Source organism: Qipengyuania sp. ASV99, assembly GCF_047872805.1.
Taxonomy (GTDB): Bacteria; Pseudomonadota; Alphaproteobacteria; order Sphingomonadales; family Sphingomonadaceae; genus Erythrobacter.
This window is the reverse complement of record NZ_JBLQUK010000007.1, coordinates 102,950-128,014: the sequence shown is the minus strand read 5'-3', so window position 1 is coordinate 128,014 and position 25,065 is coordinate 102,950. Positions and strand designations below refer to the sequence as shown.

Genomic DNA, 25,065 nt, shown 5'->3' with positions numbered 1-25,065 from the left:
GACGCCATGAAGATTGCAATGGTGGGTTCGGGCTATGTCGGGCTCGTTTCGGGCGCATGTTTTGCCGATTTCGGCCATGATGTGGTGTGCATCGACAAGGATCAAAGCAAGATCGACCGCTTGCATGAAGGCGTGATGCCGATCTATGAGCCAGGTCTCGATGCGCTTGTCGAAAGCAATGTGAAGGCCGGGCGCCTGTCCTTCACCACCAGTCTTGCTGAGGGGATCAAAGGTGCCGCCGCTGTCTTTATCGCAGTCGGCACGCCAAGCCGCCGGGGCGATGGCCATGCGGACCTATCGTTTGTCTATGCAGTGGCAAGGGAAGTGGGCGAAAGCCTCGCCAATGACGCAGTGATCGTCACCAAATCGACCGTGCCCGTCGGCACCGGCGATGAAGTCGAACGTATCATCAGGGACACCGGCACCGCACAAAAATTCTCGGTTGTGTCGAATCCCGAATTCCTGCGTGAAGGTGCTGCGATTGGCGATTTCAAGCGCCCAGATCGGATCGTGATCGGGGCGGAGGACGAATTTGGCCGTGAAGTCATGCGCGAAGTCTATCGCCCGCTATTCCTCAACGAATCCCCCATCCTGTTCACCTCACGCCGCAGTAGCGAGCTGATCAAATACGCCGCCAACGCCTTTCTCGCGACCAAGATCACCTTTATCAATGAAATGGCCGATCTGTGCGAGAAAGTGGGCGCGAATGTGCAGGATGTCAGTCGCGGCATTGGCATGGACAACCGCATCGGTTCGAAATTTCTCCACGCCGGTCCAGGCTATGGCGGATCGTGCTTTCCCAAGGACACGCTGGCGCTGCTAAAGACAGCGGAGGATTATGACAGCCCGACCCGGATCGTCGAAGCGGTGGTGAAGACCAATGAGAGCCGCAAACGGGCGATGGGCCGCAAAGTGCTCGATGCATTGGGCGGCGCGGACAAGGCGCGTGGCAAGAAGGCGGCGCTGCTGGGCCTGACGTTCAAGCCCAACACCGATGACATGCGCGATTCTCCATCAATCGCGATCGCCCAGACCCTTACCGACGCCGGGGTCGAAGTATCCGCTTATGATCCCGAAGGAATGGAGCAAGCACGGCCATTGATGCCGCATGTGACCATGTGCGATGATCCCTACAGCGCCATCGCAGGCGCCGAAGCGATTGCGATTGTCACCGAATGGGATGCCTTTCGCGCGCTCGATCTGATGCGAGTCAAGGAACTCGCATCAGCACCTGTGCTCGTCGATCTGCGCAATATCTACAGCCCGGAGGATGTCCGCGCGGCTGGCTTCATCTACGCGAGCATTGGGCGAAACTAAGCGAGATCAGCAAAGTCTGAGAAGTTTCGGCGGCACCTGGCGACATTTTCGCCAAGTGCCGCTTTTTATTGTATGCTACCGAAGCAGCACTGGCACCGGCAATCTACAAGCTGTTGTTGCGCCTGAAAAAATTGTCACGTCGGCTCTGGATTTTTCGCCGCACTAGAGTAGCTTCCGACTCGGGTAGGGGTTTTTACTTAATTGGGGGCATATATGAAGAAACGCAATTTTCTGTCCGGCGTCGGTATTGTGGCGCTTGCCGGAGCGCTTGCCGCTGTGCCAGCGCATGCTTCGGAAGGCGAAGCCGAAGGGGCAACTCTCGATGATACACAGGCCGAGGAATATCGGCTTCCCGCTGGTCCGACCTCGCGTTCAATCATGCCGCGTGTGGCTGGTCCTGTCACCGTGGATACATTCGCGGGCTTTGACGAGACGACTTTCAGGGCAGCATTTGAGGGATCGATCGATCGATCGCTTCTGCAATTTAGCGGCAACCTTCGCGCCGGTCGGCCCAACATCGATCCGCAGATAATCACCCGCGACGATGTCGATCCAAACGGGCCGGGCGCGGTCGATGTGAACAACACTCAGCCTTCAGTTGTGCAGATGTTTATCGGGCGTCATTCTGACGGTGCAGTTTTCCTGAACTGCACCGGAACCCTTATCAATCCGCGCACGGTTCTTACCGCAGCGCACTGCGTCAATTTCTTCTCATCAGAAACATGGGGCACTGCCGAAAGCGGGGCACCATTTGCGATTCTGATCGGCACCGGCCCGGATACGGGGCCACAGCGCACCGCATTCATTGATTCGGGCGCGGGCTATGCCGAAGGCGGCCTTGCGACAAGCACTGACGTTGTGATCCACGCCTCAGCTAATTCGGATGACGGCGGGCTTCCTTTCCCATGGGCTGATATTGCGCTGATCGCGGTCGATACGCCGATTACCGACGTGCCTTCGGCCCCACTGCTGCTGACCCCGCTGACCGAGCTTACTCATGTTGTGCAAGTCGGCTATGGCACCTTTGGCGATGCATTTGGCGGCGGCACTACCGGAAGTTCATTCCTCCGGCGCATTGGCGAGAACATGCTGGGCGCGGTCGCGTCTCTTGCGGATCTTGATGATGCAGTGTTCCCAGCCGACGCACCTAATGCCATATCTTTCGGCTCTCCCAGCCAGACTTATTACATGACCGATTTCGACTGGCCTGATCGTGACGAATTAGGCTTTTCAGACCTTTGCAACTTTTCAGGTGGCGGCATTTCTTGCCCGACAATCGGTGCGGTGCTGGCGATTGACTGGTTCGATGGCGATGCGCTGCCAAACGAAGTCGCAACCGCGCCGGGCGATAGCGGTTCGCCGCTGATCGTGGACGAATTGTATGATTTCCCGGTGGTGACAGCCGTGTTGAGCGGCGGGGTAAGCTATTTCAACCTGTCCCCACCCTTCAACAATTCTTATGGCGACATCAGCTTTTACACGCCGCTATTTCCCTTCTTTGAATTCATCACCGAAAACACCGCATACAAATATGTCTCAGCGGTCGAAGGCGATGGCGTTTGGTCCGATCCGGGGCATTGGACGCAGGATCTTGATCCGGGCTTCTTCATCGATGACGGCTCGGGCAATTTGGTCAATGGCGTCCCCACGGGCAGCGAAACTGGCGTTTTCGAAACCGGCCCCAATGTGGGCACGATCCTTGGCGTTGATATTGCTGGAGCCGAATCCGGCTTGTCAATTCAGCTGCCGCCCGTTGGAACTCCAAATTTCGGCGCCAACACGCCGAACAGTTCGGCCCTACTCGGACCGGGTTCGACCGGTTTCGTGCCGCAGAACACCGATGGCACACCGGGCACTTCCTTTGCCAACCCCGCGCAATATTTCGAAGTCCATCTCAACAATGCCGGAACGACCACCGTCGATCTTGACGTAGAAATCGACAGACTGGTGATCAGCGGTGAAGATTCCGGCTTCGTGCTTGGCTCGGCATGGGATTTTACCAGCCTCATCAATGTTGAGCAATTTGCTGGAACCGCCGAAATCAACGGCACGCTCAACACACCAATCTACACGCTGGCCAGCGGTGTCATCGAGGGTGATGGCGGCACGATTGACACCAATGTGCTGTTCAACCTCGAAGGGCTCTTGAGCGCAGGCGGGATTGGCGATTTCGGCGCGCTCACCGTCGATGGCGACTATGTCCAGACGAGCGGAGGCGCACTGTGGTCCGATTTCACTGTGGGTCGGCGGCGGCTAGTTACAGCGGACAGCTACGATGTCACGGGCGCTGCAGTGCTTTCCGGGGACCTGATCGTCGCTAGCACCGACCGGCGTCTTAGGTTCGGCAGCGAATACACCGTGTTGAGCGCTGGCGAGATCGACGGCAGTTTCGAACGGACCACCTTGCTATCGAGCTCCGCGCTGCTTCAGGCAGAACACCGGGTTGAAGGCAGTGACGTGATCGTAAAAATCACCGCTCGCAGCCTTCGCGACATTCTCAGCGGCAACAGCTCGATGAGGTCGCTGGGTTCGGCGATCGATACGATCCGAGTATCGAGGTTCGATCAGTTCGCAGACTTGTTTGCGGTGCTTGACGGGGCCACTTTCGACACGTTGGCGTCAACGCTGACCTCGCTGGCTCCGACCAGCGCGTTCAACCAGACCTTTACTGCCAATACGTTTTCGCAGCGGTTCACCGGTCAGATTGCACAGCGCACGCTCGCGCTGCGCGGTGGATCGAGCGCGGCGGGCGGGTTTTCGGCAGCGGGCAACGCCAGTTTTGCCTTGGCCGGAACGACGCCGGGTCAATCCGGCCCAATCGGCATTTTCGGCAGTGCTTCGGGCGTATTCTTAAACGGCGGGCAGCAGTCTGGCGTCCTGGGTAATGGCACAAGCGGGTTCGGCGCGTTCGGCATCAATGGCACCAGCTCCGGAGATATCGGCGCGAATGCTCTGGAGCAGGCTGCGCTCACTGAGGCCGGCGAGATGACCATCGGGGCCGATCTGCAAATCGCAGAAGGGTTCAGCTTTGGGATCGCGGTTTCGAACATCCGCAACAGCCAGCAATCGGCTGGCGCATTGCAGCCACAGGAAGACAGCAGCCAATCGGTCGCGATCTATGCCACCTGGTCTGATGGCGAGTTGTTCGCCGATGGTTATGCCGGAACCGCCAGCCAGAAGTACGGAGTTGAACGCGCGGCGCAGGGTGACTTCCGCACCGCCTTTGAAAACGCCATTGGTCAATCGGGCGGCGACCAGACCTTTGGCGGAATGCGGACTGGCTATGCCTTCGACCTTGCCAAGGGCTTTGAAGTCGGACCGGCGCTGAGCATCGATTATGTCCGCAGCTCAATCGGTGGTTTTGATGAAATTGGAGCGGGCGCGTTCGGTCTGTCGGTGGCGGACCGTAGCTTTACATCGCTGGGAGCCAAAGTCGGGGCAATGGCTTCACTCGACATCCGCACCGGGGAAGCCAGCGCAATCCGCGCTTTCGGCTCGGTTGCCTATGCAAAGGAGTTGGCGGACACATCGGACGTCGTCACCGCACATTTCGCTGGCGCGGCCGACACGCCCTTCACCATCGCCAATCAGCTTGACGGGCAGTGGGTGTCGGTCAATGCCGGAGCAGAGATGGCGGTTGGCACCAACCTACGCGCTTCGCTCTCTGTCACTTCCGACATGGGCCGGGGCGCATTGTCCAACGATCAGGGTCGCGTCTCGCTGAGCTGGCGGTTCTAGAACTGCTACCCACTGGATCGGCAATCAAGATGCCGGGTCTTGCCATTATGGCAAGGCCCGGCGTTTAGCGTTGCGGGGCCATGCTGTCAGGCGAGGCGGTGTCAGGGAGCATCATAAGCCGGGTTCTGTCTCCGCAACCAGTATCATCCGCGTTTCCTTGGCGACCAGCGCTGCGGTGGCAGCCATTCATCTGGGCCGGGCATTGCTGCACGGCTCTAGCAGCCAACCCGGGTCTCTCGGAGCGAAACACTCCTGCCAAGCCCATGAAGAGCCGGGCGCGAGACCCCTATTTGGCCTTGCTCCGGGTGGGGTTTGCCATGCGGACACTGTTGCCAGAGCCCCGGTGCGCTTTTACCGCACCCTTTCACCCTTGCCTGTGACCTTTAGGGTCCATCGGCGGTATACTCTCTGTGGCACTTTCCCTGAACGCACGCCCAATGACGCACGCCCGGCGGGCGTTACCCGCCACCCTTGTTTCGTGGAGCCCGGACTTTCCTCGCGCGCCCAAAGGCACACGCGACTGCCTCAGCCCCCTGACGACGTGGCTTATACAGGAAGGGCCGACTTTAGGAAAGGCGGCCCTTCACTTTCCAGACTGGGACAGCGCTTATGCCGCTTCATCATCCGAAAGCAGGTAGTTCCAAACCAACGCGCCAATCGCGGCACCAACAAGAGGCGCGACCCAGAACAGCCAGAGCTGCGACACAGCCGCCGTGTCGGCATAGAAGGCCACGCTGGTCGAACGCGCCGGATTGACCGATGTGTTGCTTACCGGAATTGAGATCAGGTGGATCAACGTAAGCCCCAGGCCAATTGCAATCGGGGCGAACCCAGTCGGAGCCTTGGCCGAAGTCGAACCGAGAATGATGATCAGAAACAGCGCGGTCAGCACGATTTCCGCTACCAGAACTGCAGTCATCGAATATCCGCCGGGCGACAGATCGCCATAGCCATTGGACGCGAAACCACCCGCTTCGAAGCCTGCCGTCCCGCTCGCGATGACAAACAGAGTGCCCGCTGCCACAAACGATCCAAGCACCTGTGCCACCCAATAGGGCAGCAATTCGTTCCAGCCGAACCGCTTGCCGAGCGCCAGGCCAAACGAAACCGCCGGATTGAAGTGACCGCCCGATATCCCGCCGACAGCATAGGCCATGGTCAATACCGTCAGGCCAAAGGCCAACGAAACGCCCACAAATCCAATGCCCAGTTCCGGATAGCCTGCGGCGAGGACCGCCGAACCGCACCCTCCAAACACCAGCCAGAAAGTGCCGACAAACTCGGCTGTCAGTTTCTTCATCATCTTGCGTTTCCTCCCATTATCGTTGTTGTTTGCCGGTGTCGGAACACCCGCCACTTCCCCCCAAACCCATTATCTCGCGCTCCCCCGATCGCGCTCCAGCAGCAGGCTCCACAGGATCGCACCAAGCTGCGCATCAGGTTGTCCCTCGATCCGCTCGGGCCGCCAGCGCCGCTCAAACGCCTCGATCGCCTTGCGCCCTTCGGTGATGTCATAGCCAAACCGTTCGAGCGCGAGGATGAACGCGCCTTCGTTGTGGAACGGATCGACCAGTTCAAGCTTTGCCGGACGCTTCAGGCACAGCCCGTATTCCGCCAGCCGATCCCATGGGAACAGCTCGCCCGGGTCGATCTTTCGCAAGGGCGCGACATCGGAATGGCCGACAACATTGGCGCGCGGAATGTCGTGTTGCTTCACTATCCGGGCGACCAGCGGAACCAGCGCCTCAAACTGCGCATCGGCAAACTCGCGGTAACCGCCTGCATGTCCGGGATGATCCAGCTCAATCCCGATGCTCGCCGAATTCACATCCTTGATCCCTCGCCAGTATGAAGAGCCCGCGTGCCAGGCGCGCTTTGCCTCCGAAACCAGCTGCGTGACCTTGCCGTCTTCGCTGATGAGGTAATGCGCGGACACGCCGGCATCGGGATCGGTCAACCGCGCCAATGCGGTTTCGACCGGTTTCATCTCGGTGTAATGCAGCACCAGCATCGTCACCGGCAGGGCGCGCTCGTTGAAATTGGGCGATGGGAGCACGGCATGGACCAGTTCGCTAACTTCCATGTCCCGCCAATCGCCGTTCACCAGATCATGCCTTCCGGCTCGGGCAAGACCCCGCCCAGCACCAGCGCATCCTCGCTCAGCGCATATTGCAGACCGCCGCCCATTTCCTCTGCCAGCAGCGCGATCATATGCGCCGCCGCCGTGCGGCTAGTGATATCAGCCGGGTCCAGATCACCCTGCAACGCCGCGCCGATCGTCTCGTCAAAGGCGATCCGTGGGCCCACCGCGCGCGCGACGATTTCGACATTGCCATCACGCCGCTCCGCTCCGATATCGAGCGTGCCGCCGCGCACCAGCGCATCAAGCGCGATCTGCGCAAGGTTGAGCAGCACCTTGATCGCCGGTTTGGGCAGACTTGCCTCGGCAATCGCCCAATTCAGCTCCACCCGCTTGTTCTCGCCAGCGAGCGCGGAGATCACATCCTGCGCCTCTTCGACCGGCACCGCCTCTCCGAACCCGCCAGCCGCGCCAAACGCCAACCGGAAGAACTTGAGTTTCTGGGTGCTGATCCGCGCGCTTTGTTCGAGCAATTCAACGCAGCGCGCGCGCATTTCGGGATCGCGTTCATCGGCGAGCAGTTCCAGCCCGTTCGACAGCGCGCCTACGGGTGAAAGCATGTCGTGGCACAGCCGCGAACACATCATCGCGGCGAGATCAGTTTGCGAGGTCATTTCAGGTCCGGTTTCCTACAGGATGGAACACATGGAACACAGTCCTAGGGGCAAAAAATACATCTATCCACTTTGGGTCGATGAATGCCTTCGAATAGTCGGGGACGCAGTGAATTTCGGTTTTCATCCCTCGCGTTCTAATCCTCAACGACAATGTAGGAAAGGGCACGAAAGCCCTTGGTGTCATCGCACCATAGCCTCACATTGTCCCCTGCGATGATCGCCCAAACTTTCCCGTCGCCCGCCGCCATTGCCCGGTCGGTTGCCGAAGGGACCGGTTCACCGCTCGGATGCGAATGGAAATAGCCCATAAGCTTCGGCCCGCCCTCACGTTCAGCCCGGTGCGCATCGATCAGCGCCTGCGGATCAATCTCGAAATGGGTTTCGGGCGAAAGGTGAACGTTGCGGGTTTCCAGCGCCTGGGTAATCCGCTCGCCTTCCCCCAGAAGGATGCCACAAGCCTCACGCGGAAAGGCAGAAACCGCAGCGGCGCGCATTGCTTTGTCCACATCATGCAGCACCTGAATTTCCGCTTGCCTTGGGCAATTTCGCCCCGCGTTGACGTGCAGTTTGTTAGTCCGGAAAGGCATCGCTTCTCGCTAAGTCAAGTGCAGCCCTTCGACAAGCTCACGGCTGGAGGATAAAGGAATGCAGTGAGCAACCAACACACTATCCATGGCACCATCGCCGCCCCCGCGCGCCTCGACAAGGCGCTGGCCGATGCGACCGAACTGTCGCGGGCGCGGGTGCAGGCCTTAATCGCGCAAGGGCATGTCCAAATCGACGGGCAGCCCGCGCTGTCTCCTTCGGCCAAGGCGCGGGCGGGCGCGCAATTTCGCATCAATGTGCCGGCCGCCGCCGAGGCCGAGGCGCAGCCGCAGGACATTCCGCTGGTGGTTGTCTATGAGGACGAACATCTGATTGTGGTCGACAAGCCTGCCGGAATGGTTGTCCACCCGGCGGCGGGCAATCCCGACGGGACGCTGGTCAATGCACTGCTGCATCACTGCGCCAAGAACGGCGGGGGAACGTTAAGCGGCATCGGCGGGGTCGCGCGCCCCGGCATCGTCCACCGCATCGACAAGGATACATCGGGTCTGCTGGTCGTCGCCAAATCCGCCGCCGCCCATGAAGGGCTGGCGGCGCAATTTGCAGCGCATAGCGTCCACCGCCGCTATCTTGCCGTATGCAGCGGTCAGCCCTCGCCTGCGTCGGGCAGGATCGAGGCAAAGCTGGGCCGGTCCGACGCCAATCGAAAGAAAATGGCGGTGCTCGACAAGAATTCCTCACGTGGGAAACACGCGATCACCCATTATACCGTTCTGGACCGGTTCGAATCGAGCGCGCTGATCGAATGCCGACTGGAAACCGGGCGCACCCATCAGGTGCGCGTTCACTGCGCGTCAATTGGCCATGCATTATTAGGGGATCAACTCTACGGAAAAACGCCCAGCCCGCTCAAAGCCTTATTGTCCCGGCTGCAATTTGCCCGTCAGGCGCTCCACGCCGCCGAATTGGGTTTTGAACACCCGGTTACCGGCCATAGGCTGCAATTTACCGCAGATTTACCCGGCGACATGCAGGAACTGATCGACGAACTTGGGCGTTTTATTCGATGAAGCGCGCAACAAATTGCGCAAACCTATCGTATAAGGATGCAATGCATTGTATATGCAACCCAGTGGCCCGAACGCCCGGATGCCCATCAGGGGTCCGGCAAGCGCGGTCGACGAATGAAAGGTATGGAACACAGTGAGCAAATCGACAAGATCCGTGCCCGCACTCAGCGGAGAGCAGAGCCTCAACCGCTATTTGTCGGAGATCAAGAAATATCCGGTGTTGACCGCTGAGCAGGAATATATGCTCGCCAAACGTTACGCCGAACACGAAGACCCCGAAGCCGCATCGCAGTTGGTATCCAGCCATCTGCGGCTCGTCGCCAAGATTGCGATGGGGTATCGCGGCTATGGTCTGCCCGTCTCTGACCTCATTTCCGAAGGCAATGTCGGCCTGATGCAGGGCGTCAAGAAATTCGAGCCCGATCGCGGGTTCCGCCTCGCCACCTATGCCATGTGGTGGATCAAGGCTAGCATTCAGGAATATATCCTGCGGTCGTGGAGCCTCGTCAAAATGGGCACCACTGCGGCGCAGAAGAAGCTGTTTTTCAACCTGCGCCGGATGAAAAAGCAGCTGGAAGCCTATGAAGATTCCGATCTGCACCCCGATGACGTGACCAAGATCGCCACCGATCTGGGCGTGCCCGAACAGGAAGTCATCAACATGAACCGCCGGATGATGATGGGCGGCGATGGCTCGCTCAACTCACCCATGCGCGGCGGTGAAGAAGGCGCAGGCGAATGGCAGGATTGGCTGACCGATGATCGCCCCTTGCAGGATGAAATGGTTGCCGAGGCCGAAGAGGCCGACGTGCGCCACGAAATGCTGATCGAGGCGATGGGTTCATTGAACGAACGCGAACAGCACATCCTGACCGAACGCCGCCTGACCGACAAACCGCAGACGCTGGAAGAACTCAGCCAGGTTTACGACGTCAGCCGCGAACGCATCCGCCAGATCGAAGTGCGCGCCTTTGAAAAGCTGCAAAAAGCAATGCAGCGGATCGCCGGCGACCGGCTGCTGCCGGGTATGGCGTAAGCCGCTGATCCGGGCGGGCCATAAGGCTGCTGCCTGGACCAACGCACATCACAACAGCATTGCGAGCGGGCATTTGCGCGACTAGATCGCGTCTATGGCCCGCTCGCTTTCCCTGCGTTCGCTTCCCCTGCGGATCGCTCGCATCCTTGCCAAAGCAATTCTGTGGTTCATCGGGCTGAGCCTGTTGCTGGTGCTGGTGTTCAAATGGGTGCCGGTGCCTGTCACCGCGACCATGGTGATGGACGAAAACGGCATCACCAAGGATTGGGAAAGCCTCAGCAATATCGACCCCAATCTGGTCGCGGCGGTGATCGCGGCGGAGGATTCCAAATTCTGCACCCATTGGGGCTTTGACACCGAAGCGATCGAACAGGCTGCGCGCGAGAACGCAGATGGCGGGCGCATCAGGGGCGGTTCCACGATCAGCCAGCAAACCGCCAAGAACGTGTTTCTGTGGCAGGGCGGCGGCTATTTCCGCAAAGGGCTGGAGGCGTGGTTCACCTTCTGGATCGAAGCGGTGTGGGGCAAACGCCGGATCATTGAAGTCTATCTCAACGTCGCCGAAACCGGGATTGGCACATACGGTGCAGAGGCCGGGGCCCAGCGCTATTTCGGCCATTCCGCTGCGCAGCTTTCCGCCGATGAAGCCAGCCGCATGGCCGCCGCTCTGCCGCAGCCGAAAAGGCGTGCGGTGATCAATCCCGGCGGCTGGCTGGCGCGGCATGGCAACAGCATCGAACGCCGGATCGGCATTGTGAAGCGTGACGGACTCGATTCCTGCGTCTACGAATAGGGCAATGGGCATCGGGCACGATCATTTCGGGCATTCTGGGCATCATGCGCATCGTGCGCATGCTGCGGCTCCAACCGATTGCCACGGCCTGCATGATCGTCACGGGCACCACCATGCGCCGGTTGATTTCGGCAATGCGTTCCTGATCGGGATCGGGCTCAACATTGCCTTTGTCGTGGTCGAGGCGGTGTTCGGGCTGCTCTATGGCTCAATGGCGCTGGTGGCCGATGCGGGCCACAATCTGTCCGATGTGCTCGCCTTGATTCTGGCTTGGGGCGCGAGCGTCGCGGCAAGGCGCGCACCGAGCGAACGCTATACCTATGGCTTCAAGAGCTCGACCATCCTCGCCGCGCTTGCCAATGCGCTGCTGCTGGCGGTCGCCATCGGGGCGATCCTGTTTGAAACCGCGCACCGATTGTTTGAACCCAGCGAGCCGCAGGGCATGATTATCGCCATCGTCGCAGGGGTCGGGATCGCTATTAATGCCGGCACCGCGATGCTGTTCATGCGCGGGCAGGAGGATCTCAACATTCGCGGCGCATACCTCCACATGGCTGCCGATGCCGCCGTGTCGGCAGGCGTGGTGGTGGCCGGGCTGGCGATAATGTTCACCGGTTTCTGGTGGATTGATCCGCTGGTCAGCTTTGCGATTGCGGCGATGATCGCCTGGGCAACCTGGGGTCTGGCGAAGGACAGCCTGAAGATGGGCTTACTTGCAGTTCCTGCAAGCATTGACGTGGCCGAAGTGCGCGCGCATCTGGCATCGCTCAAAGGGGTAAACGCGGTGCATGATCTGCATATCTGGCCAATGTCGACGACCGAAACCGCACTCACCGCGCATCTGGAGATGCCCGGAGCACCTGATACTGATGCGTTTCTGCGCGATCTTGCCGATGGGCTGCTGGCGCGCTTTGGCATTGGCCATGCCACCATTCAGATTGAACGCGGGACCGATCCCTGCAAGGCCGGTTGTTGATGGCGGACGGCGCGCAGGATCCACAGACCGCCGTGCGGGAGCGGCTGCGCGCCGCAATGGCGCGACTGGCTGACGGCGACAGCACCGCGCTGGAGGAAATCTACGCGGCGACGCGGGTGAAACTGTTTGGAATATGCTTTCGTATCTTGGGAGACCGAAAGGAAGCCGAGGACGCCTTGCAAGACGTATATGTCAATCTGTGGCAGCGCGCCGACCGATACGACCCCGCGAGGGCCAGCCCTATTTCGTGGCTGGCGACCTTTGCGCGCAACCGCGCGGTGGACCGGCTGCGCACGGGCAAGGTGCGCGGCGGATCGGTGCCGGTGGAGGAAGCCCTGCCGCTGCCCGACCAGACCCCGCTCGCCGATGCACTGCTCGTCGATGCGGAGCGCAATGCGCAGATCCACATTTGCATCGCCGGGCTGGACCCCAACACGCAGACCCATATTCGCGGCGCTTTCTTCGAAGGCTACACCTATGCCGAACTGGCCGAACGCGCCGATGTGCCGCTGGGCACGATGAAGAGCTGGATCCGCAGAGGCTTGCAGAAATTGCGCACCTGCCTTGAAGCGAGTGAGGCGTCATGAGCGAGGAAACCGGCACGAATTTCCCCAAAAGCGAACGCGACGACCCGATGATCGCCGCCGAATTGGCGTTGGGTCTGCTCGAAGGTGAGGAATTGCTCGCCGCACGCGGGAAAGCGGCGAGCGATAACGCCTTTGCCGCGCGCAAGGCGTGGTGGGACAATTGGTTTGCGCCGTGGACCGATGAAATCGCTGGAGCGCAGCCCGGCGCGCATGTGTGGGACGAAATCGCAGCGCGGATTGCAGCGCAGCAGGTCCAGACCGCTGCCCCGGCGGCAAATGTCGTCGCGCTCGAAACCCGGCTACGGCGCTGGCAATGGGCAACCGGGATCACCTCTGCCGCTGCCGCGCTGGCGATTGCGCTGCTCGCCCTGCCTCCTGCGACAATTGCGCCGGGGCCGGGCGAGGATACTCCGCTGCTGGCAGCCGCTGAGCCGCTGGTCGCGCAGATGCCGATTGGCGATAGCGGCCTGCGGCTCGACGTGACCTATATTCCTGAAAGCGAGCGGATGCTGGTTGCCGCGATTGGCCTGAGCGCGGACGGTGTTCACGATCACGAATTGTGGCTGGTGCCGCCCGGCGGCGGCGCGCCGCAATCGCTGGGCGTGGTTGCGCCGGGCGAGGTGCGCAGCACCATCCTGCCGGCAGAGATCACTCGCAATCTTGAAAATGGTGCAGCTGTGGTGCTGACCCGCGAACCGATTGGCGGCAAGCCTGCGGACAAATCTGCCGGTCCGGTGGTTGCCCAAGGCGCGTTTTCGCAGGTCTGATCGACCTGCGCTGGCTCAGCCCGCGGCAAAGGTGCAACGCTTCATCGCACGGGTGATACGCTTGGCCGAAAGCTGAGCCAATTTGCCGCTCTTTCGCGGCGCGGGATCATCCCTGACGCGGGCCGCTGCGTAGCTCCCTTGCCTGACCACATGGTCGCGCAAACACAGGAGATACCGATGCCTCTGACCACAAAGACATTCAAGACCGCCGCATTTGCCGCTCTGGCCGCCACCACCGCGCTGGGCGCAATCGGCGCTGCGCCTGCCGCCGCTGATGGCCATGCCGGGATGGATCATTCCGGCCACGACGTGCCCATGGTTGGCGGTGCAGCCATGTTCCCGACCAAGACAATCGTCGAAAACGCCGTCAATTCCGCCGATCACACCACGTTGGTCGCCGCCGTGCAGGCAGCTGGACTGGTCGAAGCGCTTTCGAGCGAAGGCCCCTTCACCGTATTCGCGCCCACCAATGACGCTTTCGCCAAGCTGCCCGCAGGCACCGTGGAAACGCTGGTAAAGCCGGAAAACAAGGGAACACTCACCTCAATTCTGACCTATCACGTGGTCGCGGGCCGGGTTTCGGCAAGTGATCTGGTTGCGATGATTGAAGCGGGCGGCGGCACCGCTGAACTGACCACGCTGAGCGGTGGCAAGCTGACCGCGCACATGATGGGCGACATGGTTGCAGTCATGGATGCCGCAGGCGGCATGGCGACAGTAACACAGGCTGACGTGTTCCAATCCAACGGTGTGATTCACGTCACCGATGGCGTGTTCCTGCCGGGCTAAACACCCTTCCCCAACTAGTGCCGCCTTGCCGTTCCCCTCGAACAAATGAGGCAGCGCTAAACACAGGCCCCGTCCGGTTCAACCTCCAGAGCCGGGCGGGGTTTTCTATTTCTCATTTGCAATAAAGCGTTCTTTTGTTAATGTCACAAAATATGGGGGGACAATATGAATAAATTTTTTCTGGCAACTTCTGCTCTTGCGCCGATTTTACTTGTAGGTTGCAATCAAGGTGAAATTGAATCGGGATCGGATTCGGATAAATCGGAAACTGCTGCCCGAACTTATCCCTGCCCTGATCGCGGGGGTAAGAGCGTCGAAGCAGTGGTGGCCGTTGGCCAGGAATATTTTGACTTTGAGCAGAGCAAAGATGCAAATTACTTTGCAAACACTTCACCCCAAAATGTTGCACGCGATTTTGCAAGCCAATACTGCCCGGCAAACCCATCTCCTGGCTGGTTTACTGGTCCGGTAATCAATGGAAGGGGCCCTGACGGAAAGCTGGCTATCCGATACTACGATGAAGTTACCTGTCAGGCCGATCTGACGACCGTTCCGTCACCGATCCCAGTTTCGAACGCGAACAATGGCTTCCAAATTTATTACTCAGGGTGCGAATTTGACCGCTTAGGCGATCCGTCTGAAGTCGACAGGGTAGACACTAAGACACCAACGGGCACACCCACGCCAATCTGATTTCAGCAATGAGGCTGCCTGCAAATCAGGCAGCCTCCTCTGTCTTAGCGTTCTTAGAGCCGTCCATAACCTTAACCGGTTCCTTGCGGCCTTCGACCACATCCTGATCGATCACGATTTCGCTGACCCCTTCGAGGTCGGGCAGATCAAACATCGTATCGAGCAACAGACCTTCGACGATCGAGCGCAGGCCGCGCGCGCCAGTTTTGCGCAGAATCGCGCGTTCGGCGATGGCTCGCAATGCCTCATCGGTGAAAGTCAGTTCAACATCCTCAAGCTCGAACAGCTTGCGATATTGTTTGACCAGCGCATTTTTTGGCTCGTTCAGGATCGTCACCAGCGCATCGACATCGAGATCATGCAGAGTGGCGATCACCGGCAGACGACCGACAAATTCGGGGATCAGACCAAATTTGAGCAGATCTTCGGGTTCGCTTTTTTCCAGCAATTCACCCACCCGCCGCTTGTCCGGGTCAGCGACATGCGCGCCGAACCCGATGCTGCGTTTCTGCAGGCGGTCGGCGATAATCTTGTCTAGGCCCGCAAACGCGCCGCCGCAGATGAACAGGATGTTGGTTGTGTCCACCTGCAGGAATTCCTGCTGCGGATGCTTGCGCCCGCCCTGCGGCGGCACCGACGCAGTGGTGCCTTCCATCAGCTTGAGCAGCGCCTGCTGCACGCCTTCGCCCGAAACGTCGCGGGTGATCGAAGGGTTTTCGGCCTTGCGCGTGATCTTGTCGATCTCGTCAATATAGACGATCCCGTGCTGCGCCTTTTCGACGTTGTAATCCGAGGATTGCAGCAATTTCAGGATGATGTTTTCAACATCTTCGCCGACATAGCCCGCTTCGGTCAGGGTCGTCGCATCAGCCATGGTGAACGGCACATCAAAGGTGCGCGCGAGCGTCTGCGCCAGCAAAGTCTTGCCAGTGCCGGTCGGTCCGACCAGCAGAATGTTGGATTTGGCGAGTTCGACGCCGTCCGACTTGCCGCTGTGTTTCAGTCGCTTGTAATGGTTGTGCACCGCGACGGCGAGATTGCGCTTCGCCGAATTTTGGCCGATCACGTAATCGTTGAGTGTGGCAAAGATTTCCGACGGAGTGGGAACCTCGCCCTCTTTCTTGCCAGAAATGCCAGCCTTGGTTTCTTCGCGGATGATGTCGTTGCACAGTTCCACGCATTCATCGCAGATGAACACCGTTGGCCCCGCGATAAGCTTGCGCACCTCGTGCTGAGACTTGCCGCAAAAGCTGCAATAAAGGGTGCTCTTGCTGTCAGATCCGCTCAATTTCGTCATTCCTATAATCCTCGAATCCGTGAAAGGGCACGACAAGCCCAGTCAACAGATTCGGCAAGTGTATCTCCGCTGCCAGATGAATCAACTCGGGCGTGCGGAATTTGCCGCCAATTAAGTGGTATTCGTGCACCACTCATGAACAGCACTGCGGGTTTTTCAGGCCGCGTCCCGATCCGGGGCGGCAAGCGGACGCGGTGTTACCCGCCAGCGAACCTGCCGCCGCGCCCGATCATTCCGGCCATCATTCCGGCCATCATTCAGGAGCGCCGCCCGAACCCTTTTCATCGTCCGATTCTTCGTTTTCCGGGCGGGTTTCAAACACTTTGTCGACCACACCAAATGCCTTGGCCTCGTCCGCTTCGAGGAAGGTGTCGCGGTCCATCGCCTTTTCAATCTCTTCGAGGCTGCGGCCGGTGTATTTGACGTAGAGATCGTTCATCCGCGATTTGATCCGCAGAATTTCGCGCGCCTGAATCTCGATGTCCGATGCCATGCCGCGCGCGCCGCCCGAAGGCTGATGGACCATGATCCGCGCATTGGGCAGCGCCACGCGCATCCCCGGCTCACCCGCAGCAAGCAGGAAACTGCCCATCGACGCCGCCTGCCCCATGCAGACGGTCGAAACGCGCGGCTTGATATATTGCATCGTGTCGTGGATCGCCATGCCAGCGGTCACCACGCCGCCGGGCGAGTTGATATACATGCTGATCGGCTTTGACGGGTTCTCGCTTTCAAGGAACAGCAGCTGCGCTGTGATGAGGCTGGCCATGCCATCTTCGACTTGCCCTGTCACAAACACGATGCGTTCACGCAGCAGGCGGCTGAAAATGTCGAAGCTGCGTTCGCCCCGGCTGGTCTGCTCCACCACCATTGGCACCAACGCCCCGGTCACGGGATCGCGGGTGAACTGGCCCTGGGTGCCATAGGTTTCGCCGGAATTGCCGAGCAGATCGATCATGTAAGGAGTCCTTGGTTGCCTCTGGACCGGATATGTCGGACGCGCCCGCGCAGGTTTCAAGGGGGCGGGGTCACGCCTTTGGGGATAGCGCGACCGCGCCCAAGCTTTTTTGCAGCCTCGCAGCGGTGGCCGCACAGCAGGCGGGTGGCACCTGCGCTCTTGCCATCGCAGCGGCTATGGGCGCAGGATGTCTCCATGACACACATTCAGATGATCGCTCGCCGGGTGCTTTGCGCCGCTCTCGTTTCGACCGTGCTGCCCGCTTCGCATATTGCCGCAGCACAGCATGACGCGGGGACAGCCACCCGCACCGCCATGGCAGAAGTGCTGGCAACCGACGAATATATCTTGCGTATTCAGGCGCTGGATGACCACGGCCCGATGCTGAACGCGGTGATCGATTACAATGTCGAGGCCCCGCTGGAGGCGCGGCGGCTCGCCGCCACCGGTATCTTGCGCGGGCGCAGCGTGCTGGTGAAAGACAATATCGAGACGCGCGAATTTCCCACGACCGCTGGCAGCCTCGCGCTGGCGGGCAACATGACCCGGCGCGATGCCCCGTTGATCGCCAATCTGCGCAGCGCGGGCGGCGTGGTGTTGGGCAAGACCAACCTTTCCGAATGGGCCAACATCCGCAGCAATGATTCGACCAGCGGGTGGAGCGCGGTCGGCGGCCTGACCCGCAACCCCCACGCCATTGACCGCAACACCTGCGGATCATCTTCTGGCAGCGGAGCGGCGATTGCGGCGGGCTTTGCCTGGGGCGCGATCGGGACGGAAACCAACGGTTCGATCACCTGCCCTGCCTCTGTCAACGGTGTAGTCGGGTTCAAACCGAGCGTGGGGCTGGTCAGCCGCACCCATGTCGTCCCGATTTCCAGCACGCAGGACACCGCCGGGCCGATGACCCGCACTGTCTTCGATGCCGCCTTGCTGCTGTCTGCCATTGCGGGCGAAGATGCTGCCGACAGCGCCACCATCGGCGTGCCGCGGATCGCGGATTACACGGCGGGGCTTACTGATTATTCGCTTCAAGGCGTGCGGATCGGGGTGATGCGCGGCCAGATCGGCAGCAATGTGCAAGTAGCGGAGGTGTTCGCCAATGCGCTGGCCGATTTGGAGCGTTCAGGCGCGGTGCTGATCGATATTGAGTTTGAGCCAAACCGCCAGATGTATGCCGACAGCTTCACCATTCTGCTGTTCGAACTGCGCGAGGAAATGGGCAAATACCTTGCTTCTGTCCCTGAATTTGAAAGCGGCAGCACCCCGCGCAGCCTTGCTGATCTGATCGCCTTCAATGCCGCCAATGCCGCCACCGAAATGCGCTGGTTCAATCAGGACATTTTTGAACAGGCAGAAGCCGCAATCGACCGCGCCGCCTATGAGGAAGCGCGCACTAATGCGGTGCGGATTGCGGGCGCGGAAACGCTCGATATGTTGCTGGCCGACAATGACGTGCAGTTTCTGGTCGCCCCGACGCGCGGCCCGGCGTGGATGAGCGACCTGGTGCTGGGCGATCACTACAACGGTTCAATCGGATTCGGATCTCCCGCCGCCATCGCGGGCTATCCGCATCTGACCGTGCCAATGGGCGCGGTCGAGAGGCTGCCCGTTGGCATCAGCTTTTTCGGCGCGAAATGGGCCGATCACGGAGTTCTGAAGGTCGGCGCAGCATACGAAAGGGCGCGGACAGCCGAACTGCCCCCGCCCTCACTGCGCCGGTGGACGCCGGGCGACTGATCGCGCGTCCTATTTCTTAGCGGCTGGCTTTTTTGCAGGAGCCTTTTTCGCCGCAGGCTTGGTTTCCGTAGCCTTCTTAGCCGGAGCCTTCTTGGCAGGCGCTTTTTCGGTGGCAGGCTCTGCTGGCTTGTCAGTGTCGGCTTTCTTGGCCGGCGCCTTCTTCGCAGCGGGCTTTTTGGCGGGCGCCTTTTTCTTGGGCGCAGCCTTGGCCTTGTCCGCTTCGGATTCTTCCTCAGCTTCGATCGCCGCCTGCAATTCCTCGATGGTGACCTCGCGGGTCGTCACTTCAGCCTTGTCGAACAGGAAATCGACCACCTTGTCTTCATAGAGCGGGGCACGCAGCTGAGCGGCGGCCATCGGCTCGGTCTGAATATACTGGACGAAGCGCTCACGGTCTTCCTCGCGGTATTGCCGCGCGGCCTGCTGGACCAGCATCGACATTTCCTGCTGAGTAACCTCAACCCCGTTGGCCTGACCGATTTCCGAAAGCAGCAGGCCGAGCCGCACGCGGCGCTCTGCGATGCCTTTGTAATCTTCTTTCTCGTCTTCGATCTGCTGCAGCGCATCTGCGGGATTTTCTTCCTTGGCGGCTTCCTGTTGAAGCTGCTCCCAGATTTGCTCAAACTCGGCCTCGACCATGGTCGCAGGCACTGCAAAATCATGCCCGGCAGCCAATTGATCGAGCAAAGCCCGCTTCATCTGAGTGCGGGTCAGACCGGCGGTCTGCTGTTCCAGCTGCGCCTTCATGATCTCTTGCAGTTTTTCGAGGCTGTCGAGACCAAGGTTCTTGGCGAATTCATCGTCGATCACGGTGTCGGTTTCGACCTTGACTGCCTTCACAGTGATGTCGAACGTCGCTTCCTTACCGGCGAGGTGATCGGCCTGATAATCTGCGGGGAAAGTCACCGTGATGGTTTTTTCCTCGCCGGTTTTTACGCCCACAAGCTGTTCTTCAAAACCGGGGATGAACGATCCCGAACCCAGCACCAGCGCCGCGTCTTCGGCTGCGCCACCTTCGAAGGGTTCACCGTCCAGCTTGCCAAGGAAATCAATGATCAACTGATTGCCATCGACCGCTTTCTTGGTCTTGGCAGCATCCTTGTAGCTCTTGTTCTGCCCGGCGATCCCGGCAATCGCTTCTTCGATCTGGGCATCGGTCACCGGCACAACCAGCTTTTCCAGTGTGAGCCCGTCAGTGTTCGGCGCGTCGATCACCGGCAGCACTTCAAGCTCGACAGTGATTTCGGCGTCCTTGCCCTCTGCGTAATCTTCACCCAGCGAAATGGCGGGCTGCATTGCGGGACGCAATTCCTCGGATTTGAGCAGGCCGTCGACCGAATCGCGAATCGTGTCGTTGAGCGTCTGCGCGTGCAATTGTTCGCCATGCATTTTCTTCACGAGGTTTGCAGGAACCTTGCCCGGGCGGAAACCCGGCATCTTCACTTGCGGAGCGATTTTCTGCACCTCGGCATCAATTTTTGCCGCGATCTCGCCTGCGGAGATGGTGATCAGATAGGCGCGCTTGAGCCCCTCATTGGTGGTCTGCGTGGTTTGCATGGGAATTGAACAAAGCCTTTATGTGCGAAAACATCCAATGTCCTGACCTCACGCCGGGGCGGATTGGTGCGGGCGAAGGGACTCGAACCCCCACATCTTTCGATACTGGTACCTAAAACCAGCGCGTCTACCAATTCCGCCACGCCCGCAAAGCCCGAACGAAGCCGCGCGGAAAGCCTAGGCCTCCCGCGCGTATTAAAGAGCGCCTCTATCCTTGCTGGCGGCAAAGGGCAAGCGCAACACGCTTGTTTCCCCTGCGATGGCAGATTAAGGGCGCGCGGATGAGCGAAGAAACAAATCCCGAACCGGTGGCAAACGCAGTCGGCGACACCCCACCCAATCACCTGTCCGTCAATCCGCGCAGCCCGCATTTCGACGCCGACCTGCTGCAACGCGGCGTGGGTATCCGGTTCAAGGGCCGCGTGCGCACCGATATTGAGGAATATTCGATCTCCGAAGGCTGGGTGCGGGTGCAGGCGGGCAAGACGATGGACCGCAAGGGGCAACCGCTGACGATCAAGCTTACCGGCCCAGTCGAGGCGTGGTATGAAGACCTCGGCGAAAATCCCCCGGTCGCCAAACAGGCTTCGACCTCAGAACAGTCCCGGGACGCCGAACAGGAAGGGGCGCAGGAGTAAACGCGCGCCCCGCTTGCCAAGTGGCGAGTGAGACGCCACTTGCTGATGCAAGCCATGAAACCCACCGTCATCATCATCGGACGCCCCAATGTGGGCAAGTCCACCCTGTTCAACCGACTGGTCGGCAAGAAGCTGGCGCTGGTTGACGATCAACCCGGCGTTACGCGCGACCGGCGGATGGGCGATGCCGAAATCGCCGGGCTGCAATTCACGATTGTCGACACCGCCGGGTGGGAGGATGAGGACGAACTCACCCTGCCCGGCCGGATGCGCAAGCAGACCGAGGCCAGCCTGGAAGGCGCGGACGCGGCGCTGTTCGTGGTCGACGCGCGCGCCGGACTGACCCCGCTCGACAATGAAATCGCACGCTATTTGCGCGAACATGACGTGCCGATCGTGCTGGTCGCCAACAAGGCCGAAGGCTCTGCGGGCGAAAGCGGCGTGCTGGAGGCCTATTCGCTCGGCTTTGGCGAACCGGTCGCGCTGTCCGCCGAACATGGCGAGGGGATTGCTGACCTGTTTGGCGGTCTATGGCCGATCATCGGCGAAAAGGCCGAAGCGGCAGAGGAAGCCGCCAATGCGCCGCTGGAAGAGGGTGAGGACGCCCCGCTCGGCCCGCTGAAACTGGCAATTGTCGGGCGGCCCAATGCGGGCAAATCCACGCTCATCAACCGGCTGCTGGGAGAGGACCGGCTGCTGACCGGTCCCGAGGCCGGGATCACCCGCGATTCGATTGCGGTCGATTGGCAATGGACCGACCCCAAATCCGGTGAGACGCGCGACATTCGCCTGATCGACACGGCGGGAATGCGTAAGAAACGCAATGTCACCGAAAAGCTTGAAATCCTGTCGGTCGCCGACGCGCGCCGCGCGGTCGATTTTGCCGAGGTCGTGGTGCTGCTGCTCGATGCGACGCAGGGGCTGGAACATCAGGATCTGAAAATCGCCGCGCTCGCGCTCGAAGAGGGGCGCGCGCTGATGGTGGCGATCAACAAATGGGACGTTGCCGGTCAAGGCGGGCACGACACGCCCAGCGGCCTGTTCAACGGGATCAAACAGGCGCTGCACGATGGGCTGGCGCAGGTCCGCGGGGTGCCGCTGTTCGCGGTCAGCGCCAAGACCGGCAAGGGGCTCGACACGATGCTGAATGCCGCGTTTGAAATCCGCGAAAGCTGGTCAAAGCGGGTTTCCACCGCCGCGCTCAACCGCTGGTTTGACGACGCGCTGGAAGCCAATCCGCCGCCTGCGCCCGGTGGCCGCCGGATAAAACTGCGCTATATCACCCAGGTCGGCACCCGCCCGCCGCGATTTGTGATATTCGGATCGCGGCTGGACGATCTGCCCAAGAGTTACGAGCGTTATCTGATCAACGGCATCCGCGCGAAGCTCGGTTTTGATGCGGTGCCGATCCGCGTAACACTCAAATCGCCCAAGAACCCCTATAACGCCAACAAGGGCGGTGGCGGCAATTTCAGCTCAGGATCCGACAAGACATGATCACCGACCTGATTGCAGTGACGAGTGAACCGTTTGCGATGGAGTTGCTCGAACGCACCGCATCGACCCCGCGCGTGCGGCAAGCGGTTGAGCTGAGCCTGGCACCGGCGTTTCTGCTGGTGGGGATCGGCAGCATCATGAATGTGATGATGACGCGGCTGACCTGGCTGGCCGGACGGATCGAACGGCTGGCGGAACCTGCGGAGGGTGCCTGCGATGTCTCCCACGGGCATGAATTGGCGTGGCTGCGCAGGCGGCGCAAACTGGCGCGGCTGGCGATCAAGTTTTCGACCGGGGGCGCGCTGGTTATCAGTTTCGAGATCGCGGTGCTGTTTCTGTCCGCCTATATCGAACCGCGCATCGGCACCCTCGTCGCCACATTATGGGTAGTGACCATCGGGCTGCTGATCACCGGGCTGATTTATTTCCTGCGCGAAACCTTGCTGGCGGCGGATGGGCCGAGGACCGACGGGGTTTAGAGCGGTTTCAACGAAAAGGGCGGGACATTACTGCCCCGCCCTTCCCAAACCTTCTGGTGCGACCCTTCAGGCTCAATCTTCGCCAGCGGCCTTGCTTTGCAGCTGGACATAATTGCCAAGGCCCATGCGTTCGATCATGTCGAACTGCGTTTCGAGGAAGTCAACATGCTCTTCCTCGTTGGAAAGGATATGCGCGAACAGGTCGCGGCTGACAAAATCGCGCACGCTTTCGCTGTAAGCGACCGCGTCGCGGAGGAGCGGGATCGCGTCCTCTTCCAGCGCCATGTCGGCTTTCAGGATTTCCTCAACCGTTTCGCCCACGCGCAGGCTGTGGATCGCCTGAAAATTGGGGAGCGCATCAAGGAACAGGATACGTTCTGCCAATTTGTCGGCATGTTCCATTTCCTCGATCGATTCCTTGCGTTCATAGGCTGCAAGTTTGGTCACGCCCCAATCGTCCAGCACCCGGTAATGGAGCCAGTACTGATTGATCGCGGTCAGCTCATTGGTGAGCGCCTTATTAAGGAATTCGATGACTTTCGGATCGCCCTTCATGGCCGATACCCCCTTTGTTCAGGAACGTTTGAGCCAGATCAATGCACTGGCCTGTATGGTTCCTAAATAGGGTGCAAACGCCCCATGTGACAAGGGGAAACGGTATATATTTTCGTTTGAAATCAGGGTTTTGCGATCCACTCGCAGTTGCGGCAAGCGCGTTTATATTGCGACTTTCTCGCAAGAAAACAGCGCGCGCTCCTGATCGATGATTTGCCCCGCCTTACCAAGGCATTGGCCGCAATTGGGGCGTTTGCCCAGCGCCGCATAGGTCGCCTCTGCATCACCGCCCGACGTCAGCGCGGCCATGCGCAGGTCGGCTTCGCGGATTGCATTGCATATGCAAATATACATGGGCGCTTGTTACTCCTGCGAGTCGATTGCAGAGACAATTTATGCGAATTAATCTCAATAGCAAGTCAAAAGCGCAATGCCTTTTCCGGATTTTGCGATTGCCCCGCGCCGCGCTTCCCCTAAATTGCGATCATGCGATCATGCGATCAGAAAGACATCGGCGATGAACTTGGGCACACAGGCCATTAGGATCGCCCGCGCCCTGCAGATCGCCCTTATTGGCACCCTTGGCATGGTGCTTTGCGCCTGCGGCATGACCCCGCAAGACGAAGCCGAGGCGGTTGAGCGCGGGATTCTCCAAACGCCGGGAGCCGAGAAGTTGTGGGCCGCGATCAAGGCGGAGTATCCCGAAGATTTTGCCATTCTGGTCGAACGCATCCGAAACGCCAGTCCGGCGGAGCTCGCCGATGCGGCACGGGCGGAGGCAATCGGTGCGCAGTGGCTGCGCGAATTCTTTGACCGGATCAGTGCCGATTCGGTCAAGGCGCCGGCGGCCGAAATGATCGCGTGGAGCGCTGCGGAACACGAACTTTACGCCGCATTGCAGCGCAGCTCCGTGCCCGATTGCGCCGCGATGACCATGGGCGAATGGATATTCATCGAAGATTCCGGCTCCGCCACCGCCGCCGCGATTGCGCGCCGCAACGAAGCCATGGTGCGCGCGGCGGCGGCTGGCCGGGATGATCCGCAGAATTATGCCGAACCCGATGACGGGGCCTTCGGAGTGTTAGGCGATGCCATCGCTGCAACCGGAATTGATCCCGAATTGCAGGCCAATCTGGGATCGGATCAGGCAATGGCCGCGCTGTCCGCCGAACAGCAATGCAATCTGGGCGTCGCCGTTTACAAGGGACTGTCGGCGATGCCTGACGATCTCGAACCGCAAATGGCGGCCTATATGCTGGCGCCCCAATAATGCGG

At 60.1% G+C, this 25,065-nt stretch carries 24 protein-coding genes, 1 tRNA gene and 1 other RNA gene; 15 read left to right on the top strand and 11 right to left on the bottom strand.

Annotated elements, in window-relative coordinates:
* Positions 1-6: 6 nt before the first annotated feature.
* Both ACM64M_RS09885 and ACM64M_RS09880 read left to right on the top strand, forming a co-directional pair.
* Complete coding sequence (locus ACM64M_RS09885; RefSeq protein ID WP_416228518.1) at positions 7-1,317, top strand: UDP-glucose dehydrogenase family protein; 1,311 nt, start codon at positions 7-9, stop codon at positions 1,315-1,317.
* Positions 1,318-1,530: 213 nt separating this feature from the next.
* The gene (locus ACM64M_RS09880) at positions 1,531-5,055 is read left to right on the top strand and encodes an autotransporter domain-containing protein (protein ID WP_416228517.1); all 3,525 of its coding nucleotides are present in this window, start codon (positions 1,531-1,533) and stop codon (positions 5,053-5,055) included.
* Between the two features lie 98 nt (positions 5,056-5,153).
* On the opposite strand, the gene rnpB is transcribed toward ACM64M_RS09880, so the two are convergent.
* The 5 genes from rnpB to ACM64M_RS09855 form a co-directional block, all read right to left on the bottom strand.
* An RNA gene (gene rnpB, locus ACM64M_RS09875) (RNase P RNA component class A) lies at positions 5,154-5,591 on the bottom strand.
* Between the two features lie 71 nt (positions 5,592-5,662).
* Complete coding sequence (aqpZ, locus tag ACM64M_RS09870; protein WP_416228516.1) at positions 5,663-6,358, bottom strand: aquaporin Z; 696 nt, start codon at positions 6,356-6,358, stop codon at positions 5,663-5,665.
* A gap of 69 nt (positions 6,359-6,427) precedes the next feature.
* Positions 6,428-7,138: an N-acetylmuramoyl-L-alanine amidase gene (locus ACM64M_RS09865; RefSeq protein WP_416228557.1), complete on the bottom strand. Its 711-nt coding sequence runs from the start codon at positions 7,136-7,138 to the stop codon at positions 6,428-6,430.
* A 17-nt stretch (positions 7,139-7,155) separates the two neighbouring features.
* Positions 7,156-7,809, bottom strand: a complete 654-nt coding sequence (locus ACM64M_RS09860; RefSeq protein ID WP_416228515.1) for a histidine phosphotransferase family protein — start codon at positions 7,807-7,809, stop codon at positions 7,156-7,158.
* 137 nt (positions 7,810-7,946) lie between these two features.
* On the bottom strand, positions 7,947-8,318 hold the full coding sequence (locus ACM64M_RS09855) for a M67 family metallopeptidase (protein ID WP_416228514.1): 372 nt from the start codon (positions 8,316-8,318) through the stop codon (positions 7,947-7,949).
* 144 nt (positions 8,319-8,462) lie between these two features.
* On the opposite strand from ACM64M_RS09855, the gene ACM64M_RS09850 reads away from it, so the two are divergent.
* From ACM64M_RS09850 to ACM64M_RS09815, 8 genes are all read left to right on the top strand, one after another.
* On the top strand, positions 8,463-9,428 hold the full coding sequence (locus ACM64M_RS09850; protein WP_416228513.1) for an RluA family pseudouridine synthase: 966 nt from the start codon (positions 8,463-8,465) through the stop codon (positions 9,426-9,428).
* A 133-nt stretch (positions 9,429-9,561) separates the two neighbouring features.
* Positions 9,562-10,464: an RNA polymerase sigma factor RpoH gene (rpoH, locus tag ACM64M_RS09845; protein ID WP_416228512.1), complete on the top strand. Its 903-nt coding sequence runs from the start codon at positions 9,562-9,564 to the stop codon at positions 10,462-10,464.
* A gap of 94 nt (positions 10,465-10,558) precedes the next feature.
* Complete coding sequence (mtgA, locus tag ACM64M_RS09840) at positions 10,559-11,257, top strand: monofunctional biosynthetic peptidoglycan transglycosylase (protein ID WP_416228511.1); 699 nt, start codon at positions 10,559-10,561, stop codon at positions 11,255-11,257.
* A 4-nt stretch (positions 11,258-11,261) separates the two neighbouring features.
* Positions 11,262-12,233 (top strand): cation diffusion facilitator family transporter, encoded by a 972-nt coding sequence (locus tag ACM64M_RS09835; RefSeq protein WP_416228510.1) that lies wholly within the window; start codon positions 11,262-11,264, stop codon positions 12,231-12,233.
* Positions 12,233-12,820, top strand: coding sequence for a sigma-70 family RNA polymerase sigma factor (locus tag ACM64M_RS09830; protein WP_416228509.1), 588 nt, complete (start codon positions 12,233-12,235; stop codon positions 12,818-12,820). The genes ACM64M_RS09835 and ACM64M_RS09830 overlap by 1 nt, the downstream gene beginning before the upstream one ends.
* Positions 12,817-13,587: an anti-sigma factor domain-containing protein gene (locus ACM64M_RS09825; protein WP_416228508.1), complete on the top strand. Its 771-nt coding sequence runs from the start codon at positions 12,817-12,819 to the stop codon at positions 13,585-13,587. The genes ACM64M_RS09830 and ACM64M_RS09825 overlap by 4 nt, the downstream gene beginning before the upstream one ends.
* Before the next feature lie 177 nt (positions 13,588-13,764).
* Positions 13,765-14,376, top strand: coding sequence for a fasciclin domain-containing protein (locus tag ACM64M_RS09820; protein ID WP_416228507.1), 612 nt, complete (start codon positions 13,765-13,767; stop codon positions 14,374-14,376).
* Positions 14,377-14,541: 165 nt separating this feature from the next.
* Positions 14,542-15,069, top strand: coding sequence for a hypothetical protein (locus ACM64M_RS09815; RefSeq protein ID WP_416228506.1), 528 nt, complete (start codon positions 14,542-14,544; stop codon positions 15,067-15,069).
* A gap of 25 nt (positions 15,070-15,094) precedes the next feature.
* Here the strand turns inward: ACM64M_RS09815 and clpX are convergent, their stop codons facing one another.
* Positions 15,095-16,366 (bottom strand): ATP-dependent Clp protease ATP-binding subunit ClpX, encoded by a 1,272-nt coding sequence (clpX, locus tag ACM64M_RS09810; protein ID WP_416228505.1) that lies wholly within the window; start codon positions 16,364-16,366, stop codon positions 15,095-15,097.
* A gap of 253 nt (positions 16,367-16,619) precedes the next feature.
* A complete protein-coding gene (locus ACM64M_RS09805) occupies positions 16,620-17,324 on the bottom strand; it encodes an ATP-dependent Clp protease proteolytic subunit (protein ID WP_416228504.1) in 705 nt (234 codons plus the stop codon).
* A 195-nt stretch (positions 17,325-17,519) separates the two neighbouring features.
* Here ACM64M_RS09805 and ACM64M_RS09800 point away from each other — a divergent pair, with 195 nt between their 5' ends.
* Complete coding sequence (locus ACM64M_RS09800) at positions 17,520-19,064, top strand: amidase (RefSeq protein ID WP_416228503.1); 1,545 nt, start codon at positions 17,520-17,522, stop codon at positions 19,062-19,064.
* Between the two features lie 9 nt (positions 19,065-19,073).
* Here ACM64M_RS09800 and tig read toward each other — a convergent pair whose 3' ends face one another.
* Both tig and ACM64M_RS09790 read right to left on the bottom strand, forming a co-directional pair.
* Positions 19,074-20,621, bottom strand: a complete 1,548-nt coding sequence (gene tig, locus ACM64M_RS09795) for a trigger factor (protein ID WP_416228502.1) — start codon at positions 20,619-20,621, stop codon at positions 19,074-19,076.
* Positions 20,622-20,685: 64 nt separating this feature from the next.
* Positions 20,686-20,770, bottom strand: a tRNA-Leu gene (locus ACM64M_RS09790).
* A 132-nt stretch (positions 20,771-20,902) separates the two neighbouring features.
* Here ACM64M_RS09790 and ACM64M_RS09785 point away from each other — a divergent pair.
* From ACM64M_RS09785 to ACM64M_RS09775, 3 genes are read left to right on the top strand one after another with little or no spacing between them, the layout of a single operon-like run.
* Entirely contained in the window at positions 20,903-21,259 is a 357-nt protein-coding gene (locus ACM64M_RS09785; protein WP_416228501.1) for a DUF3297 family protein, read from the top strand.
* Positions 21,260-21,313: 54 nt separating this feature from the next.
* Positions 21,314-22,756, top strand: a complete 1,443-nt coding sequence (der, locus tag ACM64M_RS09780) for a ribosome biogenesis GTPase Der (RefSeq protein ID WP_416228556.1) — start codon at positions 21,314-21,316, stop codon at positions 22,754-22,756.
* Positions 22,753-23,235 (top strand): DUF2721 domain-containing protein, encoded by a 483-nt coding sequence (locus ACM64M_RS09775; RefSeq protein ID WP_416228500.1) that lies wholly within the window; start codon positions 22,753-22,755, stop codon positions 23,233-23,235. Before der ends, ACM64M_RS09775 begins: the two co-directional genes overlap by 4 nt.
* 72 nt (positions 23,236-23,307) lie before the next feature.
* On the opposite strand, the gene bfr is transcribed toward ACM64M_RS09775, so the two are convergent.
* Positions 23,308-23,790 carry a bacterioferritin gene (bfr, locus tag ACM64M_RS09770; protein WP_416228499.1) on the bottom strand — a complete coding sequence of 161 codons (483 nt, stop codon included), beginning with the start codon at positions 23,788-23,790 and terminating at the stop codon, positions 23,308-23,310.
* Positions 23,791-23,952: 162 nt separating this feature from the next.
* The gene (locus tag ACM64M_RS09765) at positions 23,953-24,099 is read right to left on the bottom strand and encodes a ferredoxin (protein WP_416228498.1); all 147 of its coding nucleotides are present in this window, start codon (positions 24,097-24,099) and stop codon (positions 23,953-23,955) included.
* Between the two features lie 208 nt (positions 24,100-24,307).
* On the opposite strand from ACM64M_RS09765, the gene ACM64M_RS09760 reads away from it, so the two are divergent.
* Positions 24,308-25,060 (top strand): hypothetical protein, encoded by a 753-nt coding sequence (locus tag ACM64M_RS09760; RefSeq protein WP_416228497.1) that lies wholly within the window; start codon positions 24,308-24,310, stop codon positions 25,058-25,060.
* The last annotated feature ends 5 nt before the right edge of the window (positions 25,061-25,065 follow it).

Excerpts from the sequence above, each read along its gene's own strand:
- ACM64M_RS09885 (WP_416228518.1), top strand. The coding sequence starts at position 7 with ATGAAGATTGCAATGGTGGGTTCGGGCTATGTCGGGCTCGTTTCGGGC.
- ACM64M_RS09880 (WP_416228517.1), top strand. The coding sequence starts at position 1,531 with ATGAAGAAACGCAATTTTCTGTCCGGCGTCGGTATTGTGGCGCTTGCC.
- aqpZ (WP_416228516.1), bottom strand. The coding sequence starts at position 6,358 with ATGATGAAGAAACTGACAGCCGAGTTTGTCGGCACTTTCTGGCTGGTG.
- ACM64M_RS09865 (WP_416228557.1), bottom strand. The coding sequence starts at position 7,138 with ATGGAAGTTAGCGAACTGGTCCATGCCGTGCTCCCATCGCCCAATTTC.
- ACM64M_RS09860 (WP_416228515.1), bottom strand. The coding sequence starts at position 7,809 with ATGACCTCGCAAACTGATCTCGCCGCGATGATGTGTTCGCGGCTGTGC.
- mtgA (WP_416228511.1), top strand. The coding sequence starts at position 10,559 with ATGGCCCGCTCGCTTTCCCTGCGTTCGCTTCCCCTGCGGATCGCTCGC.
- ACM64M_RS09835 (WP_416228510.1), top strand. The coding sequence starts at position 11,262 with ATGGGCATCGGGCACGATCATTTCGGGCATTCTGGGCATCATGCGCAT.
- ACM64M_RS09830 (WP_416228509.1), top strand. The coding sequence starts at position 12,233 with ATGGCGGACGGCGCGCAGGATCCACAGACCGCCGTGCGGGAGCGGCTG.
- ACM64M_RS09825 (WP_416228508.1), top strand. The coding sequence starts at position 12,817 with ATGAGCGAGGAAACCGGCACGAATTTCCCCAAAAGCGAACGCGACGAC.
- ACM64M_RS09820 (WP_416228507.1), top strand. The coding sequence starts at position 13,765 with ATGCCTCTGACCACAAAGACATTCAAGACCGCCGCATTTGCCGCTCTG.
- ACM64M_RS09815 (WP_416228506.1), top strand. The coding sequence starts at position 14,542 with ATGAATAAATTTTTTCTGGCAACTTCTGCTCTTGCGCCGATTTTACTT.
- clpX (WP_416228505.1), bottom strand. The coding sequence starts at position 16,366 with ATGACGAAATTGAGCGGATCTGACAGCAAGAGCACCCTTTATTGCAGC.
- ACM64M_RS09805 (WP_416228504.1), bottom strand. The coding sequence starts at position 17,324 with ATGATCGATCTGCTCGGCAATTCCGGCGAAACCTATGGCACCCAGGGC.
- ACM64M_RS09800 (WP_416228503.1), top strand. The coding sequence starts at position 17,520 with ATGACACACATTCAGATGATCGCTCGCCGGGTGCTTTGCGCCGCTCTC.
- tig (WP_416228502.1), bottom strand. The coding sequence starts at position 20,621 with ATGCAAACCACGCAGACCACCAATGAGGGGCTCAAGCGCGCCTATCTG.
- ACM64M_RS09785 (WP_416228501.1), top strand. The coding sequence starts at position 20,903 with ATGAGCGAAGAAACAAATCCCGAACCGGTGGCAAACGCAGTCGGCGAC.
- der (WP_416228556.1), top strand. The coding sequence starts at position 21,314 with ATGAAACCCACCGTCATCATCATCGGACGCCCCAATGTGGGCAAGTCC.
- ACM64M_RS09775 (WP_416228500.1), top strand. The coding sequence starts at position 22,753 with ATGATCACCGACCTGATTGCAGTGACGAGTGAACCGTTTGCGATGGAG.
- bfr (WP_416228499.1), bottom strand. The coding sequence starts at position 23,790 with ATGAAGGGCGATCCGAAAGTCATCGAATTCCTTAATAAGGCGCTCACC.
- ACM64M_RS09765 (WP_416228498.1), bottom strand. The coding sequence starts at position 24,099 with ATGGCCGCGCTGACGTCGGGCGGTGATGCAGAGGCGACCTATGCGGCG.
- ACM64M_RS09760 (WP_416228497.1), top strand. The coding sequence starts at position 24,308 with ATGAACTTGGGCACACAGGCCATTAGGATCGCCCGCGCCCTGCAGATC.